Source organism: Paenibacillus sophorae (genome assembly GCF_018966525.1).
Lineage (GTDB): Bacteria > Bacillota > Bacilli > Paenibacillales > Paenibacillaceae > Paenibacillus_AQ > Paenibacillus_AQ sophorae.
In genome coordinates this window covers 1,429,797-1,448,810 of sequence record NZ_CP076607.1, presented here as the reverse complement: position 1 = coordinate 1,448,810, position 19,014 = coordinate 1,429,797, and the positions used below count along the sequence as shown (strand labels likewise).

General features: G+C 56.5%; 14 protein-coding genes and 1 riboswitch. All 14 genes read right to left on the bottom strand.

Going from position 1 to position 19,014, the window contains the following annotated elements:
- Positions 1 to 158: 158 nt before the first annotated feature.
- The 14 genes from KP014_RS06800 to purE all read right to left on the bottom strand — a co-directional run bounded on the left by KP014_RS06800 (position 159) and on the right by purE (position 18,417).
- Positions 159 to 2,438, bottom strand: coding sequence for a methyl-accepting chemotaxis protein (locus tag KP014_RS06800; RefSeq protein ID WP_036592669.1), 2,280 nt, complete (start codon positions 2,436 to 2,438; stop codon positions 159 to 161).
- Between the two features lie 200 nt (positions 2,439 to 2,638).
- Complete coding sequence (locus KP014_RS06795) at positions 2,639 to 3,973, bottom strand: YecA family protein (protein ID WP_036592668.1); 1,335 nt, start codon at positions 3,971 to 3,973, stop codon at positions 2,639 to 2,641.
- 280 nt (positions 3,974 to 4,253) lie between these two features.
- Positions 4,254 to 5,522 (bottom strand): phosphoribosylamine--glycine ligase, encoded by a 1,269-nt coding sequence (purD, locus tag KP014_RS06790; protein WP_036592666.1) that lies wholly within the window; start codon positions 5,520 to 5,522, stop codon positions 4,254 to 4,256.
- Between the two features lie 23 nt (positions 5,523 to 5,545).
- Positions 5,546 to 7,093 (bottom strand): bifunctional phosphoribosylaminoimidazolecarboxamide formyltransferase/IMP cyclohydrolase, encoded by a 1,548-nt coding sequence (purH, locus tag KP014_RS06785; protein ID WP_036592664.1) that lies wholly within the window; start codon positions 7,091 to 7,093, stop codon positions 5,546 to 5,548.
- Positions 7,094 to 7,350: 257 nt separating this feature from the next.
- Positions 7,351 to 7,965, bottom strand: a complete 615-nt coding sequence (gene purN / locus KP014_RS06780; RefSeq protein ID WP_036592680.1) for a phosphoribosylglycinamide formyltransferase — start codon at positions 7,963 to 7,965, stop codon at positions 7,351 to 7,353.
- Positions 7,965 to 9,008 carry a phosphoribosylformylglycinamidine cyclo-ligase gene (gene purM, locus KP014_RS06775; protein WP_036592663.1) on the bottom strand — a complete coding sequence of 348 codons (1,044 nt, stop codon included), beginning with the start codon at positions 9,006 to 9,008 and terminating at the stop codon, positions 7,965 to 7,967. Before purM ends, purN begins: the two co-directional genes overlap by 1 nt.
- A 666-nt stretch (positions 9,009 to 9,674) precedes the next feature.
- The gene (purF, locus tag KP014_RS06770; protein WP_036600046.1) at positions 9,675 to 11,171 is read right to left on the bottom strand and encodes an amidophosphoribosyltransferase; all 1,497 of its coding nucleotides are present in this window, start codon (positions 11,169 to 11,171) and stop codon (positions 9,675 to 9,677) included.
- Positions 11,156 to 13,402: a phosphoribosylformylglycinamidine synthase subunit PurL gene (gene purL, locus KP014_RS06765; RefSeq protein ID WP_090834412.1), complete on the bottom strand. Its 2,247-nt coding sequence runs from the start codon at positions 13,400 to 13,402 to the stop codon at positions 11,156 to 11,158. Before purL ends, purF begins: the two co-directional genes overlap by 16 nt.
- Positions 13,380 to 14,069 (bottom strand): phosphoribosylformylglycinamidine synthase subunit PurQ, encoded by a 690-nt coding sequence (gene purQ / locus KP014_RS06760; RefSeq protein ID WP_036600041.1) that lies wholly within the window; start codon positions 14,067 to 14,069, stop codon positions 13,380 to 13,382. Before purQ ends, purL begins: the two co-directional genes overlap by 23 nt.
- 5 nt (positions 14,070 to 14,074) lie before the next feature.
- A complete protein-coding gene (purS, locus tag KP014_RS06755; RefSeq protein ID WP_036600038.1) occupies positions 14,075 to 14,320 on the bottom strand; it encodes a phosphoribosylformylglycinamidine synthase subunit PurS in 246 nt (81 codons plus the stop codon).
- 111 nt (positions 14,321 to 14,431) lie between these two features.
- Positions 14,432 to 15,325: a phosphoribosylaminoimidazolesuccinocarboxamide synthase gene (locus KP014_RS06750; RefSeq protein WP_036600036.1), complete on the bottom strand. Its 894-nt coding sequence runs from the start codon at positions 15,323 to 15,325 to the stop codon at positions 14,432 to 14,434.
- Positions 15,326 to 15,352: 27 nt separating this feature from the next.
- Positions 15,353 to 16,648 carry an adenylosuccinate lyase gene (purB, locus tag KP014_RS06745; protein WP_036600034.1) on the bottom strand — a complete coding sequence of 432 codons (1,296 nt, stop codon included), beginning with the start codon at positions 16,646 to 16,648 and terminating at the stop codon, positions 15,353 to 15,355.
- Between the two features lie 6 nt (positions 16,649 to 16,654).
- On the bottom strand, positions 16,655 to 17,905 hold the full coding sequence (locus KP014_RS06740) for a 5-(carboxyamino)imidazole ribonucleotide synthase (protein ID WP_090834424.1): 1,251 nt from the start codon (positions 17,903 to 17,905) through the stop codon (positions 16,655 to 16,657).
- Positions 17,906 to 17,931: 26 nt separating this feature from the next.
- Positions 17,932 to 18,417 carry a 5-(carboxyamino)imidazole ribonucleotide mutase gene (gene purE, locus KP014_RS06735; protein ID WP_036599770.1) on the bottom strand — a complete coding sequence of 162 codons (486 nt, stop codon included), beginning with the start codon at positions 18,415 to 18,417 and terminating at the stop codon, positions 17,932 to 17,934.
- Between the two features lie 235 nt (positions 18,418 to 18,652).
- A riboswitch (purine riboswitch) is annotated at positions 18,653 to 18,754 on the bottom strand.
- Between the last annotated feature and the right edge of the window lie 260 nt (positions 18,755 to 19,014).

The following is a 19,014-nucleotide window of genomic DNA, read 5'->3' as shown; positions in this document are numbered from 1 at the left end:
CAGCAAACGGCAAAATCGGCAAATTTTCGCCAAAGTATAATGGCCATCCGGAACGGCCGGGGGTCGCTTTAGGTCATTTATGCCGCCAACAAAAAATAGCCCCATCGGTTAGTAACTAACCGTAGGGGCCTGGACTTAAGACTAAGGCCTAAACCGGCTTACGCCTTGAAACGGGACACCGTATCCAGCAGCGCCGACGCACTGGTCCGGATTTCTTCCATCTCCGTCACAATACTGCCGGACTTCTCGATAATCTGCTCCGTTCTTTCAGCAATACTGCCCGCACCTTCGGCGCCTTCATTCGTGGCAATGGCCGTTTCGCTGATGGCATGCAGCATGTTCTGGATGGATGCGAGCAGTTCCTCCGTAGTCGCACTGAAATCCGTCACCAGGTCTTCCACATACTTGGCGTCTTCGCTGTACTGGGAGCCCGTCTTCTGCATGGCGTCGTAATCCTGCAGGACCTGCTTATCCATAAAATGCAGGATATCTTCCGCCCCTTCGACGAGACTGCCCACAGCCGTAACAACCAAACCGGTAACCTGCATAATTTCACTTACAGCCGAGCGCGAATTCTCCGCCAGCTTGCGGATTTCCTCGGCGACTACGGCAAATCCTCTCCCCGCTTCACCAGCCCGCGCCGCCTCGATGGAGGCGTTCAACGACAGCAGATTCGTCTGCGAGGCAATCTCCATGATGGAAGTCGTCAGCACCTTGATCTGTTCAATCGACCGGGACTGCTCGATCGCGCTGCGAAGCTTCTCCTCGCTCTCGCCATAGACCTGTTCGGCCGCCTGCCGGGACTCGATGGCCGACTGCTTGAGCCTCTCGGCGCGCTCATTGATTTCCTTGGCCGACCCGGCGCCGTCCTGCGCCTTCAAGGCGATATTGTTAATCGCGCCTTCAATCTCCAGCGTGCTGGCGTTCATCTCTTCCATTGCGGCGGCGGTCTGCTGCATTCCCGCCGACAACTCCTCGGTTGTGGCCGAAACATCGGCAATGTTCTCGTCCAGAGCGAATACATTTTTCTCCGTATTTTCGACATGGTCCGAAATGCTGCGCGAGGTGCGCATGATTTCCCTAATCATGTCCTGCTGGGACGAAATCATTTCATTGAAGCCTTTAGCCAAAATGCCGATTTCCCCTTTAGCCTTGACGTTAGCGCGGACCGACAGGTCCCCGGCCATCGCAGTTCGGAAAGCATCCGTCAGCACCGGAATCGGTCTCAGGATACTCGCGGCAACGAAATACAGCACTAAGCCTATGATGATGATGGCCACAAGGGTGGACAGGATGAAAATCAACTGGAAGGAACGCAGGGCGCCCTCCGCATCTTTCGCCGGAACGACGAGTGCCTCCGCCCATTGATTGTCGACGGCAGGCGCATAGGAGATGTAGCTGGACTGACCGTCAATATCTGTCTTGATGACACCTGAGTCCCACTGCAGCATTTTATCGCCGACCGTCTTCCATTCCTCGCCGAGCTCGCCGATCTTTTTAAGCAAAATATAATCGCTGTTCGGGTGGTAAATGAACGTGCCATTCTTATTGACCAGCAGCGCAAATCCGCTGCCCTTGTAGTTGAAGCCTTTCAGCGCCTGCGTAATTTGTTCTGTCGAAATGTCCGCACCCGCCACGCCGATCAGCTTGCCGCTGTCGTCCAGAATCGGAGCGCTTAGCGTAACGACCATTTTACCGGAGCCGGCGTCAATATATGGGTCGGTCACTGTAAGCCGGTTATTCTTAACCGTCGTGGCATACCAAGTGCGTTCCTTCATGTTATAGTCGGCCGGAGGTTCGAACTCATCCTGGGTAATGACCTTGTTAACAGCATCCAGGCCGATATATACGTTCAGAAGATTTTTGTTGTTGTCCTTGGTCAGATTAAGTGTGCGAATGAGTGAACTGTATCCATCCGTCGTCTTGACAGCATCCGGAGAGGATACGCTGCTAATAAAGTCCCTTACAAAAGCATTAGCGCCCAGCAGCTCCACACTGCCGCCGGCCGGCATGAGCAGTTCGTTCACTTCCGAAGAAATCTGCCGTTTCTCATAATCGAGCGCCTGACGCAAATCATCGACGATGAGCTTCTTAGTATTGCTGTAAATGACACCGGCCATGATGGAAAAAATAATAACAATGGACATGATGACGAATAGAAACAGCTTGCCCTGGATCCCCATATGCGCGAAGCGGTGCAGCAATTTTCCGGCAGAGCTTGTTAACCTTGTCTTCACTTCCGCACCTTCATCCCCCTGCACTGTCTCCGCCTTGGGCTCAGATGATTTGTCAGGCTGCCGCCTGTTCAACAAGAGCTTCTTCCGCTTGGACGGGAACAGCCCCTTTGACCATGGCTTGCGCTCGTCTGGCGAATGATTTTCTTCTAACTCCTTGGAATCCGCCTCGAATTCTTCATTAGGTGTCAACTTCTGTACCATGATGATCCCGCCTTCAATATGAATATACCTTTAATCATGCTATCGGATTTCAGCTTGGAGTTATTTAGGGAATGTAAGGTTTCATGTCAAAAAAACAGAAATCTTTATTTATATTGTCGAAATATGACCTTTTCTGCAGAAAAAAAGGCCTTTACTCCTCCGTTTAGGAATAAAGGCTCAGTACAGAATGCTGGCTGATCCTACTGTTTGAGCATCCACTTCAGGAGTTCCGGCACACTCGCCCACAACCGTGAGTGCATGATCACATACTCGATCGCCTCATTGACATCGCCCCTGCCGATATAATCGGGCAGATTGTGCGGAAGCATTTTTGCGCCCAGCAGATAATCCGGCACATGCTTGTTCACGCCCTTTGCTATGCGATACAGCATTTTCAGGCGGGAGGTGACGCCATGGAGTTTGAATTCCAGCACCATCCGGTCATAGGCAAACGAAGCGGCACCATCTTCCTCTCCGTATGCTTTCAAGAGCTTGTCCGCCTCTTTCAGACGGTCGCTGTACAGATATACGGCAAGCAGCAGATAACGAGCGCCTGTGTTGTCATTTGGATTGAGCTCCAGAATATGCTCCAGGACTTCGGCGGCTTCTTCCGCTGCCCCGGCGAACCAGCACGAATCCGCATAGCTTGTGCACAGCCGTATATAATGACGGGTCTCGGGAATCATCCAGAAATGCCCTTTATTCTCGGCGAAGAAGGCGCTGCCCAGCTCCCTCTTGCCGGCTTCCATCCCCGCCTTTAACAGAGCTCTCGCCTCATCCTCGTTCTCCGCTTCATCGGCCAGTATAAGATACGCTCCGGCGCTGTCCGGATCAAATTCAAGCGCGGCTTTGGCCAACTTCGATCTTGACTTAGGCGAGCCGGCCTCCATCGCTCTGTATACCAGTTCTTCCGCCTTCTCCTTGTCGCTGCCCTTGAGCGACCCGATGATAACTTCGAGCGGAAGCATTTCCTCCGTTCCTCCGGCCGCATGCTCATCAACATAGGCGCATAGCTCCTTGTATCTGCGGGTAATCGTGGATTGGGTTACTTCATATTTCCCGGCAAGCTCTCCCTGGGTCAGCATGAAGCCGTATTCCTCGGACAAAAAATATTCTATCGCCGCGCAGAAGGCTTCTTCTTTCTTCACCGTCGGCTTCATCGTCCTTGAAAAGCCATTCCACAGCATCAGCGCTTCCGCAATTAGCTCCTTGTCGAATTCGTATCTCATCCGTTCGATTAGCGTGAGACCCAGCTGCTCATACGCCGGGCTCTCCCACTGCAAGTCGCGCGAGACTAATTTTCTTAGCTTGGGAAGCGTCAGCTTGTTCCCCTTGGAAGCCGGCTTCTCCTCGAAGACGACGGCATGATTCTCCGCAGACGACTGCACGATCGTTCCGGGCACCGTTGTTCCAGTTGACGAACCCACCAGGCTAAGCACGGGAGCCTCGGCGCTGCGTTCCTTTCCGATACAGCACTTTTTATATTTTTTGCCGCTTCCGCATGGGCACAAATCGTTTCTTCCGATCTTGATCAAAACATATTCCTCCTTAAATCTGCAGCACACCAAAAGTAAACAGCCAGGCCCGCATACGGGCAGTATGCGCTGCTTGACTGTCCATGTCGTTATTATAGCATTTCCGGTATTTAAAAAGGGCCTTTCCGCTATTAGGAAAGACCCTTTATTCTGTCTATATCCGTACATGTTCCCCCGTACGATTTGTATTATAGCACTTGTTTCACAGCTTGTCAGTCGTTTTTTAGGACATTTAACATAAAAATTTGTGAATTTTCCCGAACGAAAGTCTGATTCCAGCTCATTTCAGCGCTTTGGCCGCGATGTCCGTGCGGTTTTGTTTGCCGTCAAAGGAAATCCGGTTCGCATTCGCGTAAGCGGCATTCCGTGCTTCAGCAATTCCTGCGCCGAGCCCGACAACGCCAAGTACTCGGCCGCCATTCGTCACGATGCTTCCATCAGATCCAAACGCCGTACCGGCATGAAAAATGAGCCCCTCTTTGCCGGCCTCGGCCAGCCCGCCGATCGGTACGCCTTTGGGATAAGATCCCGGGTATCCTTGCGAAGCCAGCACAACGCATACCGCAGCCTCGCCGCTCCATTCAATATCGATATCGGCAAGTCGGCCTTCCACCGCCGCGAGGAAAATCTCCAGCAGATCGCTCTGCAGCCTCGGGAGCACGACTTGGGTCTCGGGATCGCCGAAACGGGCGTTGAATTCAACGGTTTTGGGTGTGCCGTCCGGTGAAATCATCAGTCCGGCGAACAGGACGCCGCGGAAAGGCCGGCCCTCGGCCACCATCGCTTTAGCCGTTGGCTCCACAATCGTCTCAATCGCTCTGCGGATGATGGCATCGTCGATATGCGGCAGCGGCGAATAAGTGCCCATCCCGCCGGTATTGGGGCCTTTGTCGCCGTCGAACACCGGCTTATGGTCCTGCGCCGCAGGCATCGGACGCACCGTCTCGCCGTCTACGAAGGCCAGAATCGACATTTCCTGTCCCGCCAGAAATTCCTCAATCACGACCTGGCTGCCGGACTCGCCGAATATGCGGGATACCATCATGTCCTCCAGCGCCTTCTCCGCTTCTTCGCGCGAGTAAGCCACGGTTACCCCTTTGCCCGCCGCGAGGCCGTCCGCCTTGATAACGATCGGCAGCGGCTGCTCCCGCAGGTAAGCGAGCGCCTCTGCATGATCGCTGAATTTGCGATAAGCCGCTGTCGGTATATTGTATTTATGAAGCAAGTCCTTCATGAACGCCTTGCTGCCTTCAATCTCGGCTGCATTTTTGCGTGGCCCGAACACCTTGAGCCCTTCTCCTTCAAGAACGTCTACAATGCCCGCAGCCAGCGGGTCGTCCGGTCCCACGACGACAAGGCCGACCTCTTTTTCCTTCGCAAACGCGGCCAGCTTGTCGAACTCGAACACGCCAATAGGCACGCACTCCGCAACCTGCGCGATCCCGGCATTGCCGGGCGCACAGTAAATTTTATCCGCTTTGGGGCTCTTGGACAGACTCCAGCATATCGCATGCTCCCGTCCGCCGCCGCCGATTACCAATATATCCATTCCTAATAAACCTCCGGTCGGTTCTAGTGTTTGAAATGACGGACGCCGGTGAAGACCATGGCGATTCCGTACTCATTCGCAACCTTGATCGATTCCTCGTCCCGAACGGAGCCGCCAGGCTGAATAACCGCCGTAATGCCCGCTTTGGCTGCAAATTCAAGCGTATCACCCATCGGGAAGAACGCATCGGACGCCAGCACCGATCCCTTGGCTTTCTCTCCTGCCTGCTCGATGGCGATCTTCGCGGAGCCTACGCGGTTCATTTGTCCCGCCCCGACGCCAACCGTCATGTCATCCGCTGCAAGCACGATAGCGTTCGACTTCACATGCTTGACGACTTTCCAGCCGAACAGCAGCTGCTTCAGCTCTTCTTCGGTCGGTTTACGGTCTGTTACGACTTTGAGGTCATCTGGATTAATCGAGTGGACGTCGCTTTCCTGCACGACCATACCGCCCTCGACCGTCGTGACGACAAAGCTGCCCTTCCGCTCTGCGGCCGCGCCAAGTCCGCCAATTTTCAGCAGGCGGATGTTCTTCTTCTTCGTGAGGATCTCCAGGGCTTCATCCGTAAAGCCCGGAGCAAGAATAATTTCCAGGAAAACTTCCTTCAGCAGATTCGCTGTATCGGAATCAATATACCGGTTCGCCGCCACGATGCCGCCGAAGATGGAGACCGGATCGGCGTTGTAGGCTTTTTGATAAGCCTCCAAAACGCTCTCGCCGACGCCGACACCGCACGGATTCATATGCTTCACCGCCACAACAGCCGGCTCGTCGAATTCCTTGACGATTTGCAGCGCCGCGTTGGCGTCGTTGATGTTGTTGTAGGACAATTCCTTGCCGTGCAGCTGCTCGGCGCCGGTCAGCGTGTCCTGAGCCGCCAGCGGTGTACGGTAGAATGCCGCCTTCTGATGCGGATTCTCACCGTAGCGCAAATCCTGAATCTTCTCGTAAGTTACCGTGTAGCGCTCCGGCAGCGGTTCGCCGGTCACATTGGACAGATAGTCGGAAATGAGGGCGTCGTAAGCCGCTGTATGGCGGAATACTTTTGCCGCAAGCCGTTTACGGGTTTCAAGCGTCGTGTCGCCGCCCGCGCGCACTTCTTCAAGCACCTTGGCGTAATCGTCGGCATCCACCACTACGCTCACAAACGCATGGTTCTTCGCCGCCGAACGAAGCATGGTCGGTCCGCCGATGTCGATGTTCTCAATCGCTTCCTCGTAGGTCACATCAGGCTTTGCGATTGTCTCCGCGAACGGGTACAGATTCACGACCACCAGGTCGATGTAATCCAGGCCCAGTTCGGTCATCTGGCGCGTATGCTCTTCATTATCCCGGACCGCCAGCAGGCCGCTGTGAACAGCGGGATGCAGCGTTTTAACACGTCCGTCCATGATTTCGGGAAAGCCCGTCACATCGGAGATACCGATTACCGGCACGCCTTCTTTGGCCAAAAGGGTGCTCGTTCCGCCCGTGGAGATGATTTCTACGCCCAATGCCGACAGCTCGCGGCAAAAATCCACGATGCCCCGTTTATCCGATACGCTGACCAGCGCTCTTTTGATACTCACTTTGTATAGTCCTCCTCCGTATTGTCTTGTAGTTTAATAGGTGAAACATTGACTGCATGAATTGTTAAAGGGGTTGCCCGGACGCTCTGCAATATCCGCAAAAGTCTCTCGAATCGACCGATTTCCGTATGTCCCCATAGTTTTATTGGCTCAACCGCCCGCTTATTCAACACTTCTCGCCGCTTGTGCATTATTTCCCGAGAAATATCAAATCCCCGGAACCGCTTGTCGATTGAATGAAAAGAACCGCTGTACTGCTATTTGCGAACCTTCACCATTCTTCCATCCAGTTCGATTTTTCCGGCTGCAAAAGCGGCAACGACCTCAGGATACAGCTCGTACTCCACCCGATGAATGCGCTCAGCCAGAGTATCAGCCGTATCGCCGTCCTTTACCGTGAGCGCGCGCTGGGCAATGACAGGACCTGTATCCATGCCTCCATCGACAAAATGCACCGTAACTCCCGTCAGCTTCACGCCATAAGCCAGCGCCTGTCCGATCGCATCTTTGCCGGCGAAGGCCGGCAGCAGCGACGGATGAATATTAATGATGCGTCCCTCATAAGGCGATAAGAGCATAGGTGTAATGAGCCGCATATACCCGGCAAGCACAATGAGGCCGATCTCGCGCCGCTGAAGCTCCTCTATAATCCGCGTCTCGTATTCCTCGCGGCTTTCAAAATCTTTGGGCCGAAGCAGCAGGGAAGGAATCCCGGCCTCCTGAGCCCTCTGCGCCACAGGCGCTTCCGGCCGGTCGGACACCAATAGTTCGATGGTGCCGCCGCCCAGCCGTCCTTCCCGCTGGGCCTGCGTCAGCGCGGCAAAATTACTGCCCTGCCCCGAGGCAAACACGGCGATCCGGCTGTAATCCATCATACATCCGCTCCCGTAAAGGTAACCTTACGCTCTCCTTCTGTCACCTTGCCGATCACATAGGCTTCCTCGCCGCTGTCCTTCAGCAGTTGCAGCGCTTTAGCCGCGTCGTCCGCGCCCACCACAAGCACCAGGCCGATTCCCATATTGAAGGTCGTAAACATGTCACGGTTGGTCACATTGCCCTTTTGCTGAAGAAGTTCAAAAATCGGCAAAATCGGCCATGAGCCGTATTTGATGTCCACATTGACGCCATCCGGCAGCACACGCGGGATGTTCTCGATGAAGCCGCCGCCCGTAATATGCGCCATTCCCTTCACCGGAAGCTGCTCCAGTAGTCCAAGAAGCGGCTTGACGTAAATTTTAGTCGGTGCGAGCAGCACGTCAGCAAGCGGCGCGCCCAGTTCCGGCAGCACTTCATCAAGGCTATAACCGCCTTCTCCGTCCAGCAAAAGCTTCCGCACCAGCGAGAATCCGTTGCTGTGCACACCGCTGGAAGAAAGTCCGATAACCGTATCGCCAGGCGTGATCTGCTCTCCGGTTACCAGCTTGGCCTTATCGGCAACGCCCACTGTAAACCCGGCGATATCGTACTCGCCTTCCGCGTACATGCCCGGCATTTCCGCAGTCTCTCCGCCGATCAGTGCGCAACCCGCCTGATGACAGCCCTCAGCGATCCCCGAAACGATTGCCTCGATCTTCTCCGGCACCACCTTGTCGCAGGCAAGGTAATCCAGGAAAAAGAGCGGCTCCGCTCCCTGCACGACGATATCGTTCACGCACATGGCAACCGCATCGATGCCGATCGTGTCATGACGGTCCGCTGCGAAGGCGATTTTCAGCTTCGTGCCGACGCCGTCCGTTCCCGATACTAGTACAGGCTCCTCGTATTTATCTTTATTCAGGCCAAACAGCGCACCGAATCCGCCGAGCTCTGTCATAACCTCGGGACGGTAAGTGCGCTTTACGTGTTTCTTCATTCGTTCTACCGCTTCATTGCCCGCCGCAATATCCACACCGGCGTTTTTGTAAGCTTCGGACACTTGGACACCTCTTTTCATGTAGTTAAAACCCTGGGTGATTGGGGCCGGCTGTCATTACGAGAAACATTTGGGCTTCCGATCGCTGTTATGCTCAGATTTCCTGATTGAACCGCCTAGCGGTTGAAATCCGAGCATAAAGGCGAACGCTGCCGCTTCTCCAGCTCCAAATTTTCTCTTCATGACAGCCTCCCCAATCGCAGGGTGGGGAAGCAGGATAGGCCGGGCGCCAATGGAACCGGCGCCCGTGCCTTAGGTGAGACCAGCCGCGATTTCGCGAAGCGAACAGCACGGGCTGGACGAGACCTTAGGACCGCGGGCGTAGCGGCGGTCTCCTTCGCCTACGGCGAGACCAGCCGCAATTTCGCGAAGCGAACAGTACGGGCTGGATGAAACCTTGGACCGCCGGGCGTAGCGGCGGTCGGCCACGGCCCGGCGGCGGCGCAAGCCGGATGCCGGGAGCCGCAGCGGCGTAAAGCGTGTCCCGCCGTCCGCGTGAGGCGGAAGGGACGATAAGCGGCTGCCCGCGCCAACCCCCGCTTAGCAAGTTCAAACCAAACTCCGTTACGCCGAGCTTTCGGGTGGCCGGAGGGCGGCGCCCTCCGGGGTCCCCCTTGGCAAGGGGGATTTAGGGGGATGGACCCACGATTTTAGGGGGATGAGCCTATACTAGCACGAGCACCCTTCCTTCTCCGCCCCACCGAAATCGACCTGCGTTGGATAATCGTTATCGAAGCAGGATAGGCACAGCCCGCCTTTGTAATCTCCGCTGCTCAGGCCGCCGATGGACTGAATCAGTCCTTCCGGCGACAGGAACGAAAGCGAATCCGCATTGATCTCCCGGCGGATTTCTTCAATCGACTGATGCGAAGCGATCAGTTCGCGGCGGTCCGGCGTATCGATGCCGTAGAAGCACGGGTTCTTGAAAGGCGGCGACGTGATCCGCACATGCACCTCGGTCGCTCCCGCTTCGCGCAGCAGATTCACAATCCGGCGCGAGGTCGTGCCCCGCACGATGGAGTCGTCGATCATGACCACGCGCTGGCCTTCAACGACGCGGCGGACAGCGCTAAGCTTCATTTTGACTCCCTGCTCGCGCAGCTCCTGGCTCGGTTGGATGAACGTCCGGCCAGTATACTTGTTCTTGATCAGCCCAAGCTCGTATGGGATGCCGGTTTGCTCCGCATAACCGATGGCGGCGGAGATGCTGGAATCCGGCACGCCGGTCACGATGTCGGCGTCGACAAAGCCTTCGAGCGCGAGCCGGCTGCCCATCCGCTTGCGCGCGGCGTGCAGGTTCGCTCCGTTCATATCGCTATCGGGCCGGGCGAAATAAATATACTCCATCGCACACAGCGCCTTGCGCTGCGGCTCGGCGAACCGGTCCTCGGTAAGGCCGTCCTTGTCCAGGATCAGCAGCTCGCCCGGCTGGATATCGCGGACAAGCTCCGCGCCGATTGTCTCCAGCGCGCAGGATTCCGAAGCGAAAATATACGCTTCACCGACGCGTCCCATCACGAGCGGCCGCAGGCCGTTCGGATCGGAAGCGACCAGGAGCTTGTCGTTGGTCATCAGCAGAAAAGCGAATCCGCCGACAAGCTTCCGCAGGGCTTCCTTGGCTGCTCCCACAAAATCCTTCGGCGAGCGCGCGATCAGATGCGCCAGCACCTCGGTATCGCTTGTCGTTTGGAAGATCGAGCCGCTGCTCTCCAGCTCCCGCCGGATCAGAGGCTCGTTCACGATGTTGCCGTTCGTGGCAATCGCAAGATCGCCGTCGCGGTATTTAAAGATGAGCGGCTGCGCGTTAGTCAGCCGGCTGTCTCCGCTGGTGGAATAACGCACGTGACCGATGGACATGTCGCCTACCAGCGACTGGATTTTATCTTTGTCGAACACTTCTTTTACCAGTCCCATACCGCGGTGGTAATTAAAGTCCCGGCCGTTCGCCACGCAGATGCCTGCGCTTTCCTCGCCGCGGTGCTGGAGCGCGTGAAGGCCATAATAAGACATGGAAGCGGCTTCCGGGTGTCCGAAGACCCCGAAAACGCCGCATTCTTCTTTTAATGTATCAAATATATCTCCCGAGCCCGTTCCTTCATTGTAAAAGTCGCCGGTCCACAGGAGGGGTTCCGCCTGCTTGTTCCCGGTCTTTATTTCATAAGACATGGAATAGCATCCTCCCAAATGGTTGTAAGCTCCGCCACCGGTTCGTCCAGGGCAGAAGAACCGTCAAGATTTACCCGCAGACGGTCGCCCCCTACGCTGCCGATGATCTGAACTGGTACACCGGCCGCTGCAATATAGGCGCGCAGTTCTTCCGCGCGATCACTCGAAGCGGTCAGCAGAATGCGCGATTGGCTCTCGCTGAACAGCGCCACGTCGCGGCGCAGGCCACTGGAGGCCAGCTCCACATTCGCGCCGATCCGACCGCTGATACAGCTCTCGGCCAGCGCAACCGCCAGGCCGCCTTCGGACAGGTCATGCGCCGAGCGGACGAGCCCGCTCCGGATGGCGCCTAGCACGGCCTCAAGCAGCTTGCGCTCTACCGCCAGATCGAGCTGCGGCGGACGCCCTTCCGTTACGCCGTGCACGGCATACTGGAACTCGCTGCCGCCAAGCTCCGCGCGCGTTTCGCCGAGCAGCAGAATGGCGTCGCCTTCGCTCTTAAAGGCCTGAGTCGTAATATGATCCGTATCTTCCACCAGACCGACCATGCCGACAACCGGGGTTGGATAGATGGCGCCAGTGGCGTTCTCGTTATACAAGCTGACGTTTCCGCCGATAACCGGCGTGTCCAGCACGCGGCAGGCTTCCGCCATGCCGTCCACGGCACGCTCCATCTGCCAGAAAATATCCGGCTTCTCCGGGCTGCCAAAGTTCAGGTTATCCGTAATCGCCAGCGGCTGCGCGCCGGAGCAGACGATGTTCCGCGCCGCTTCGCCGACCGCGATTTTGCCGCCGACTTCAGGGTCCAAATACACGTAGCGGCCATTGCAGTCCGTCGTCATTGCAAGTCCCTTGCGCGTGCCGTGAATCGTCACGACCGCAGCGTCCGAGCCGGGGCGAACCGCCGTGCTGGTGCGGACCATATAGTCATATTGGTTATAGATCCAGGCCTTGCTTGCCACCGTCGGGGAAGCCAGCACTTTTTTGAGCGCGCCGCCAAGATCGGTCACTTCTTCATAGCGCAGCGTATCAACCGACGCGTTCTCCTCGTAATAAGCCGGTACGGAAGACGGCTTGTCATATACCGGACACTCATCTACCAGCGCGGTTACCGGCATATCGCCGACAATTTCCCCGTGATGGAACAGCTTCAGCCGGCCATCGTCCGTTACCTTGCCGACTTTGCAGCAAATAACGCCCCAGCGGTCAAAAATCTCCTGCGCCTGCGCCTCATCCTTCGGCTCGACAACGAACAGCATCCGCTCCTGCGATTCCGACAGCATCATTTCATAAGGCGTCATGCCTTCCTCGCGCTGCGGCACCTGGTCGAGATACAGCTCCAGACCGTTACCCGCCTTGCTCGCCATTTCCGAACTGGAGCAGGTCAGGCCCGCCGCGCCCATGTCCTGAATGCCGAGGACGATGCCGGTATCGATCAGCTCGAGGCAGGCTTCCATGACCAACTTCTCCATGAACGGATCGCCGACCTGCACCGCCGTCTTCTTCGCTTCCGACTCCTCGCTCAGCTCCACCGAAGCGAAGGTCGCGCCGTGGATGCCGTCGCGTCCCGTAGGCGGTCCGACGTAGAATACCGGGTTGCCGACGCCTTTGGCGACGCCGCGCTGGATTTTGTCGTGGTCAATGAGACCGACGCACATGGCGTTGACGAGCGGATTGCCGTCATAGCTGTTGTCGAACATCACTTCGCCGCCAACGGTCGGGATGCCGATACAGTTGCCATAGCCGGCGATGCCGGACACGACATGCTCGAACAGATATTTGACCCGGTCGCTTTCGAGCTTGCCGAAACGAAGGGAGTTCAGTACGGCTACCGGTCTTGCGCCCATCGAGAAAATATCGCGGATAATCCCGCCCACGCCCGTAGCCGCGCCTTGATAAGGCTCGACCGCCGACGGATGGTTATGACTTTCGATTTTGAACACAACGGCCTGGTTGTCGCCGATGTCCACGATCCCTGCGCCTTCGCCCGGTCCCATCAGGACGCGGGGGCCGCTTACAGGGAAGCGGCGAAGCAGCGGCTTCGAATTTTTGTACGCGCAGTGCTCGGACCACATAACACTGAACACACCGATTTCGGTGTAGTTCGGGAGGCGTCCCATGAACGAGCAGATCAGCTCGTATTCGCTGTCCGACACGCCGAACTGGCTGTAAATTTTCTGATCCTTAATTTGCTCCGCGGTCGGTTCCTTAGCGGACACTTGCTGTGCCATGAGTATCCCTCCAGGTCTTCAAAATGGAACTGAACATTTGCTTGCCGCCTTCCGAGCCGAGCAGGGAATTAACCGCTCGCTCCGGGTGCGGCATCATGCCAACGACATTACCGCGTTCATTGCAGATACCCGCAATATCGGCGACAGAGCCGTTAGGATTGTCTGTATAAGTGAAGACGATCTGGTTGTTCGCTTTAAGCGAAGCCAGCGTCTCTTCGTCGCAGTAATAGTTGCCCTCGCCGTGGGCGATCGGAATGACGACCTCTTCGCCTGCCGCATAGTCCGTTGTGAACGGCGTTGCATTGTTAACGACCTTAAGCGTCGTATCATGACATCGGAATTTTATCGATTCATTGCGGCGCAGCGCGCCCGGCAGCAGTCCCGCCTCGGTCAGAATCTGGAATCCATTGCAGATGCCGAGCACGAACTTGCCCTGCTCAGCCGCCTTGCCTACCTCGTTCATCACGGGAGCAAAGCGCGAAATCGCGCCGCAGCGCAGATAGTCGCCGTAAGAAAAACCGCCCGGAACGATAATGCAATCATAGTCCGACAGGTCGGTCGCCGTATGCCACACATAGTCAACAGGCTCGCCAAGCGTATCCTTCACCGCTTTGTAGCAGTCAATATCGCAGTTGGAGCCGGGAAAGACAAGGACAGCAAATTTCATGACACTTACCCCTCCAATTCGTATCGGTAATCCTCGATCACCGTATTCGCGAGCAGCTTCTCGCACATATCCTTAAGACGTTTAGCAGCCTCTTCACGGTCGTTCGTATCTAGAGTCAGTTCCATATACTTGCCGATGCGCAGGCTTTCGACTTCCTGGAAGCCTACGGAATGCAGCGCCCCTTGTACAGCTACTCCCTGAGGATCAAGCACACTCTTTTTAATGGTGACATATACCGTCGCTTTTAACATAACTTTGTCGTTCCTCCTAAATATTCATGCCCGAAAGGCCTCCGAATAAATGATGAAAGGCAGGCGGACAATACAATTTTATATGAATCGAACTTCAATCATTGAAAAAAATCAGTTCAGCGTATGACCGGTAATCCGGTGGTAAATATCCAGGTAGCGGCGGCTCGTCTCGGCAACGACTTCCTCCGGAAGCGGACCCGGCGTACTGTTCTTGTCCCAGGAAGAAGAAGCAAGATAAGCCCGGACCGGCTCCTTGTCCATGCTGTCGATTTCAACATCCAGAGCGTACTTGTCTTTTGCCCAGAAACGGGAAGCATCCGGTGTAAAAATCTCGTCAATCAGGATAACCCTACCGTCCAGAATACCGAACTCAAATTTGCAGTCAGCCAGCAAAATATCGTGCTCGGCGCAGTAATCACGTGCGAAAGCATACAGCTTCAGGCTCTTCTCCTTAAGCTCATTCGCCAGCTCTTCACCGATCAATTCCTGCATTTTGAAAAAAGGAATGTCCTCGTCGTGTCCGACGTCATTTTTGGCCGCCGGGGTAAAGATCGGCTCCGCCAGCTTCGCATTTTTGCGTAGACCCTCAGGCAGCTCGATGCCGTTCACCTTGCCGGTCTCCTTATACTGCCGCCAGCCGCCGCCGGTAATGTATCCGCGCACCACGCATTCCATATCGATCCGCTGCGCCTTGCGCACAACCATGATGCGGTTTCTCAGCAGCTCCGGGTCCTTGACGATACCGCCCAGACGGTCCACGTCGATATGGACGACATGATTCTCCAGCAGCTCTTTCGTCTGCCCGAACCAGTAGGCGCTCAGCCGGTTCAGCACATTGCCCTTCTCCGGCACCGCCGGTTCCAGCACATAATCGAACGCGGAGATCCGGTCGGTCACGACGATCAGCATATTCTCTCCCAAATCGTACAGCTCGCGCACTTTGCCTTTGTACAGCAGCGGAGCGTCGATCAGATCCACCGCAGTCGATACGGTAGGATGTGTCATGGCCTTTCCTCCCTTGCAGAAATGAGTTTAGATCAAGCCCAGCTTCCGGAAAATCGTATCCACATTCTTGAGATGCCAAGAAGGGTTGAACGCATCCGCAATCTCTTCGGGGCTAAGCACCGCCGTGATTTCCGGAGTACTCTCAACGATCTCGCGGAAATGCTGCTGCGTCTCCCAAGCCTGCATGGCGCGCGGCTGCACCGTGTCGTAAGCCTGTTCGCGGCTGAAGCCTTTGTCGATCAGCTTGGTCATGACGCGGCCGGAGAACGGTACGCCGAAGGTACGCTCCATGTTGCGCTTCATATTTTCCGGGAACACGGTCAGGTTCTTCACGATGTTGCCGAAGCGGTTCAGCATATAGTTCAGCAGCATCGTCGCATCCGGGAGAATGATCCGTTCCACCGAGGAGTGCGAGATGTCGCGTTCATGCCAGAGCGGCACGTTCTCGTAAGCCGTAACCATATGCCCGCGGATAACCCGGGACAGGCCGGAAATATTCTCGCAGCCGATCGGATTGCGCTTATGCGGCATCGCCGAGGAGCCTTTTTGTCCCTTGGCAAAAGCTTCCTCGACCTCGCGCACCTCGCTCTTTTGCAGCGCGCGGATTTCGGTCGCGAACTTGTCCAGCGATGTGGCGATCAGCGCCAGCGTCGCCATGTACTCGGCATGACGGTCGCGCTGAAGCGTCTGCGTCGAGATCGGCGCGGGGCTTGTGCCCAGCTTGCGGCAGACAAACTCCTCCACGAACGGATCGATGTTGGCGTAGGTGCCGACCGCGCCGGAGATTTTACCGAACTGCACGCCGTTTGCAGCATGGCGGAACCGCTCCAGATTGCGCTTCATTTCTTCGTACCACAACGCCATCTTCAGGCCGAACGTTGTCGGCTCGGCGTGTACGCCGTGCGTGCGGCCCATCATCGGAGTATCTTTGTAGGCGATCGCCTTGTCTTTTAAAATTTCAATGAAATTCACAATGTCCTTCTCCAAAATCTCGTTGGCCTGACGCAGCAGATAGCCCAGCGCCGTGTCGACGACATCGGTGGAGGTCAGGCCGTAATGCACCCATTTGCGCTCCGCCCCAAGGCTCTCCGATACCGCGCGCGTAAACGCGATAACGTCATGGCGTGTCTCCTGCTCGATTTCGTAGATGCGGTCAATATTGAACTCTGCGTTCTCCCGCAGCTTGACCGTATCCTCTTTCGGGATGACGCCAAGCTCCGCCCACGCCTCACAGGCGCACAGCTCCACTTCGAGCCAGGCTTTGAATTTATTCTCTTCGGTCCAGATGGCACGCATTTCCGGTCTGCTGTAACGTTCGATCATGTGATTTCAGTTCCTCCAAAGGTTAGTTTGCTCCACCCAGGCGAGCGCATCCGCCGTATCCTTGCAGAGCAGATTGATATGGCCCATCTTGCGGCCCGTCTTGCTTTCGGTCTTGCCATATATATGAAGCTTGGGGATTACTCCAAGCCGGTTGGCTTCTTCATCATCTTCGCAAAAGCGTCCGACTGACCCTTCCAGATGCTGGCCCAGCACATTTACCATAACGGCCGGGGTCAGCAGGTCCGTACGCCCAAGCGGCAGGTTGCATACCGCGCGCACATGCTGCTCGAACTGCGAGGTGGCGCAGGCGTCCATCGTGTAATGGCCGGAATTGTGCGGGCGGGGCGCCAGTTCGTTAACGAACAGTTCGCCATCCTCCGTCACGAACATCTCCACTGCCAGCAGCCCGACGGCGTTCAGTCCCGCAATCAGTTGCTCCGCCAGTTCGCAAGCTCTTTGCCGGATCTCCTCCGGCACCCTGGCTGGAACGATGGACAGATGGAGAATGTTATTTACATGAATGTTCTCCGCCGGAGGGAAGCTCCGGACTTCGCCGCCGGGGCTGCGGGCGGCAATGACCGAGATTTCGCACTGGAACGGCACGAACTTCTCCAGCACCAGCGGCGCGTCCTCCCCTGCGGGAGCCTGCGCCGAGGCGGTTTCGGCCGCCGAAGCCGTTTCTCCCGGCGCCGTTCCTGCCGGGAACGCGCCTTCCGGCGCGAGCCGCCGGAACGCTTCCTCCAGCTCGTCCTCCCGCCGGATGACGGCCTGTCCTTTGCCGTCATATCCGCCGGTGACGGTCTTCAGCACCGCCGGCAGGCCGAGCTCCACGGCCGCAGCCGCAAGGTCCGCAAGGCTTGCCACCTTGCGGTACGGGGCCACCGGGACGCCGGCCGTTTCGATGGCGTCCTTCTCGCGCAGCCGGTGCTGCGTCGTGTACAGCAGCGCGCTGCCCTGGGGCACGTACGATTCCTCCGCCAGCAGCGCGGCTACGCCCGCGTCGACGTTCTCGAACTCGTACGTGATCACATCCGCGCGGCGCGCAAGCTCACGCGCCGCGTCGATGTCGTCGTACGCCGCAACGATCTGCGGCGATACCTGCCCGCAGGGCGCATCCGGCGCGGGGTCCAGCGCCACGAAGCGGTAGCCCATGGCGCTGCCCGCCAGCGCCATCATGCGCCCGAGCTGGCCGCCGCCGAGCACGCCGACGGTCGCTCCCGGGCGCAGCATCCGCGGCTGCGTCTTACGCTCCGGCATGTCCGCTCCTCCGCTGATTCCGCCGCTCATAGATCGTCGCTGCCTTCCAGCACTTCGTCGCGAATCGCATCCCGGCGATTTTGCGCCCGGCGGCGCACGTCAGGATCGAATGCGCCGATGATTTGGGCGGCCAGCAGCCCGGCGTTCACCGCGCCGGCCTTGCCGATCGCTACCGTCGCGACCGGTATGCCACCCGGCATCTGCACGATCGAGAGCAGCGAATCGAGCCCGTTCAGCGCCTTCGATTGCACCGGCACACCGATAACGGGCAGGATCGTCTTCGCGGCTACCATGCCCGGCAGATGCGCCGCGCCTCCGGCGCCCGCGATAATGACGCGAAGGCCCCGCTCCGCAGCCTCCTCCGCAAATCGGAACATGAGATCCGGCGTGCGGTGTGCGGATACGACCTTTTTCTCATAGGGGATCTTCAGTTCCTCCAGCACCTCGCATGCATGCTTCATTGTTTCCCAGTCCGATTTGCTGCCCATAATAACAGCTACCTGCACCGACATGATTCAACCTGCCTTCCGTTCATTGAAATGATAATTCAGCTCCAGTTCCTATCTTGACCCATTTCGCTATAGTTTTCCATAATTCGCACAAAAAAAGCCCGATTCCCAAACATATTTTGCGGGAAATTCGGACTACCAGACGGGAATCAAGGACATTTTCCGGGCACTCCCCTCGGGGCGAGACAGGAAAAAGGGCAGCATCGATTCTTCCGGACAAGCCGCAAGCGATGTCGCCTTTTGTCTTTCAATTCCCCGTAGTCCGGAAATTTACGGTTCCCAGGTAGAAACTTCCGGACCTTATTTCCGGATTTATACGAGCTGTTGATGCCTTCAGTTTAACAACCCCCTACACCGTATGTCAACTTAAACACGAACATTATCATACCGTCTCGTTCAAATGTTCGTTTTTTGACAATCCTCTCCATACTTATAGGAATTCTTTATCTCCGAAGTTTATCCATATCCCGAAAATAAATTATAGAAAATTTTCCTTTATAAAGTTGCAGCATGTGTTCAGTGGCTTCCTATATAGCTCTGAACAATTATCAGGTTATCTGAATTATTCCACTGGCATTTGCATTATTTATTACATTATTG

Excerpts from the sequence above, each read along its gene's own strand:
- purD (WP_036592666.1), bottom strand. The coding sequence starts at position 5,522 with ATGGATATATTGGTAATCGGCGGCGGCGGACGGGAGCATGCGATATGC.
- purB (WP_036600034.1), bottom strand. The coding sequence starts at position 16,648 with ATGATCGAACGTTACAGCAGACCGGAAATGCGTGCCATCTGGACCGAA.
- purE (WP_036599770.1), bottom strand. The coding sequence starts at position 18,417 with ATGTCGGTGCAGGTAGCTGTTATTATGGGCAGCAAATCGGACTGGGAA.
- purL (WP_090834412.1), bottom strand. The coding sequence starts at position 13,402 with ATGGCACAGCAAGTGTCCGCTAAGGAACCGACCGCGGAGCAAATTAAG.
- KP014_RS06740 (WP_090834424.1), bottom strand. The coding sequence starts at position 17,905 with ATGCCGGAGCGTAAGACGCAGCCGCGGATGCTGCGCCCGGGAGCGACC.
- purS (WP_036600038.1), bottom strand. The coding sequence starts at position 14,320 with ATGTTAAAAGCGACGGTATATGTCACCATTAAAAAGAGTGTGCTTGAT.
- KP014_RS06750 (WP_036600036.1), bottom strand. The coding sequence starts at position 15,325 with ATGACACATCCTACCGTATCGACTGCGGTGGATCTGATCGACGCTCCG.
- purN (WP_036592680.1), bottom strand. The coding sequence starts at position 7,965 with ATGGATTACAGCCGGATCGCCGTGTTTGCCTCGGGGCAGGGCAGTAAT.
- KP014_RS06800 (WP_036592669.1), bottom strand. The coding sequence starts at position 2,438 with ATGGTACAGAAGTTGACACCTAATGAAGAATTCGAGGCGGATTCCAAG.
- purF (WP_036600046.1), bottom strand. The coding sequence starts at position 11,171 with ATGTCTTATGAAATAAAGACCGGGAACAAGCAGGCGGAACCCCTCCTG.
- purQ (WP_036600041.1), bottom strand. The coding sequence starts at position 14,069 with ATGAAATTTGCTGTCCTTGTCTTTCCCGGCTCCAACTGCGATATTGAC.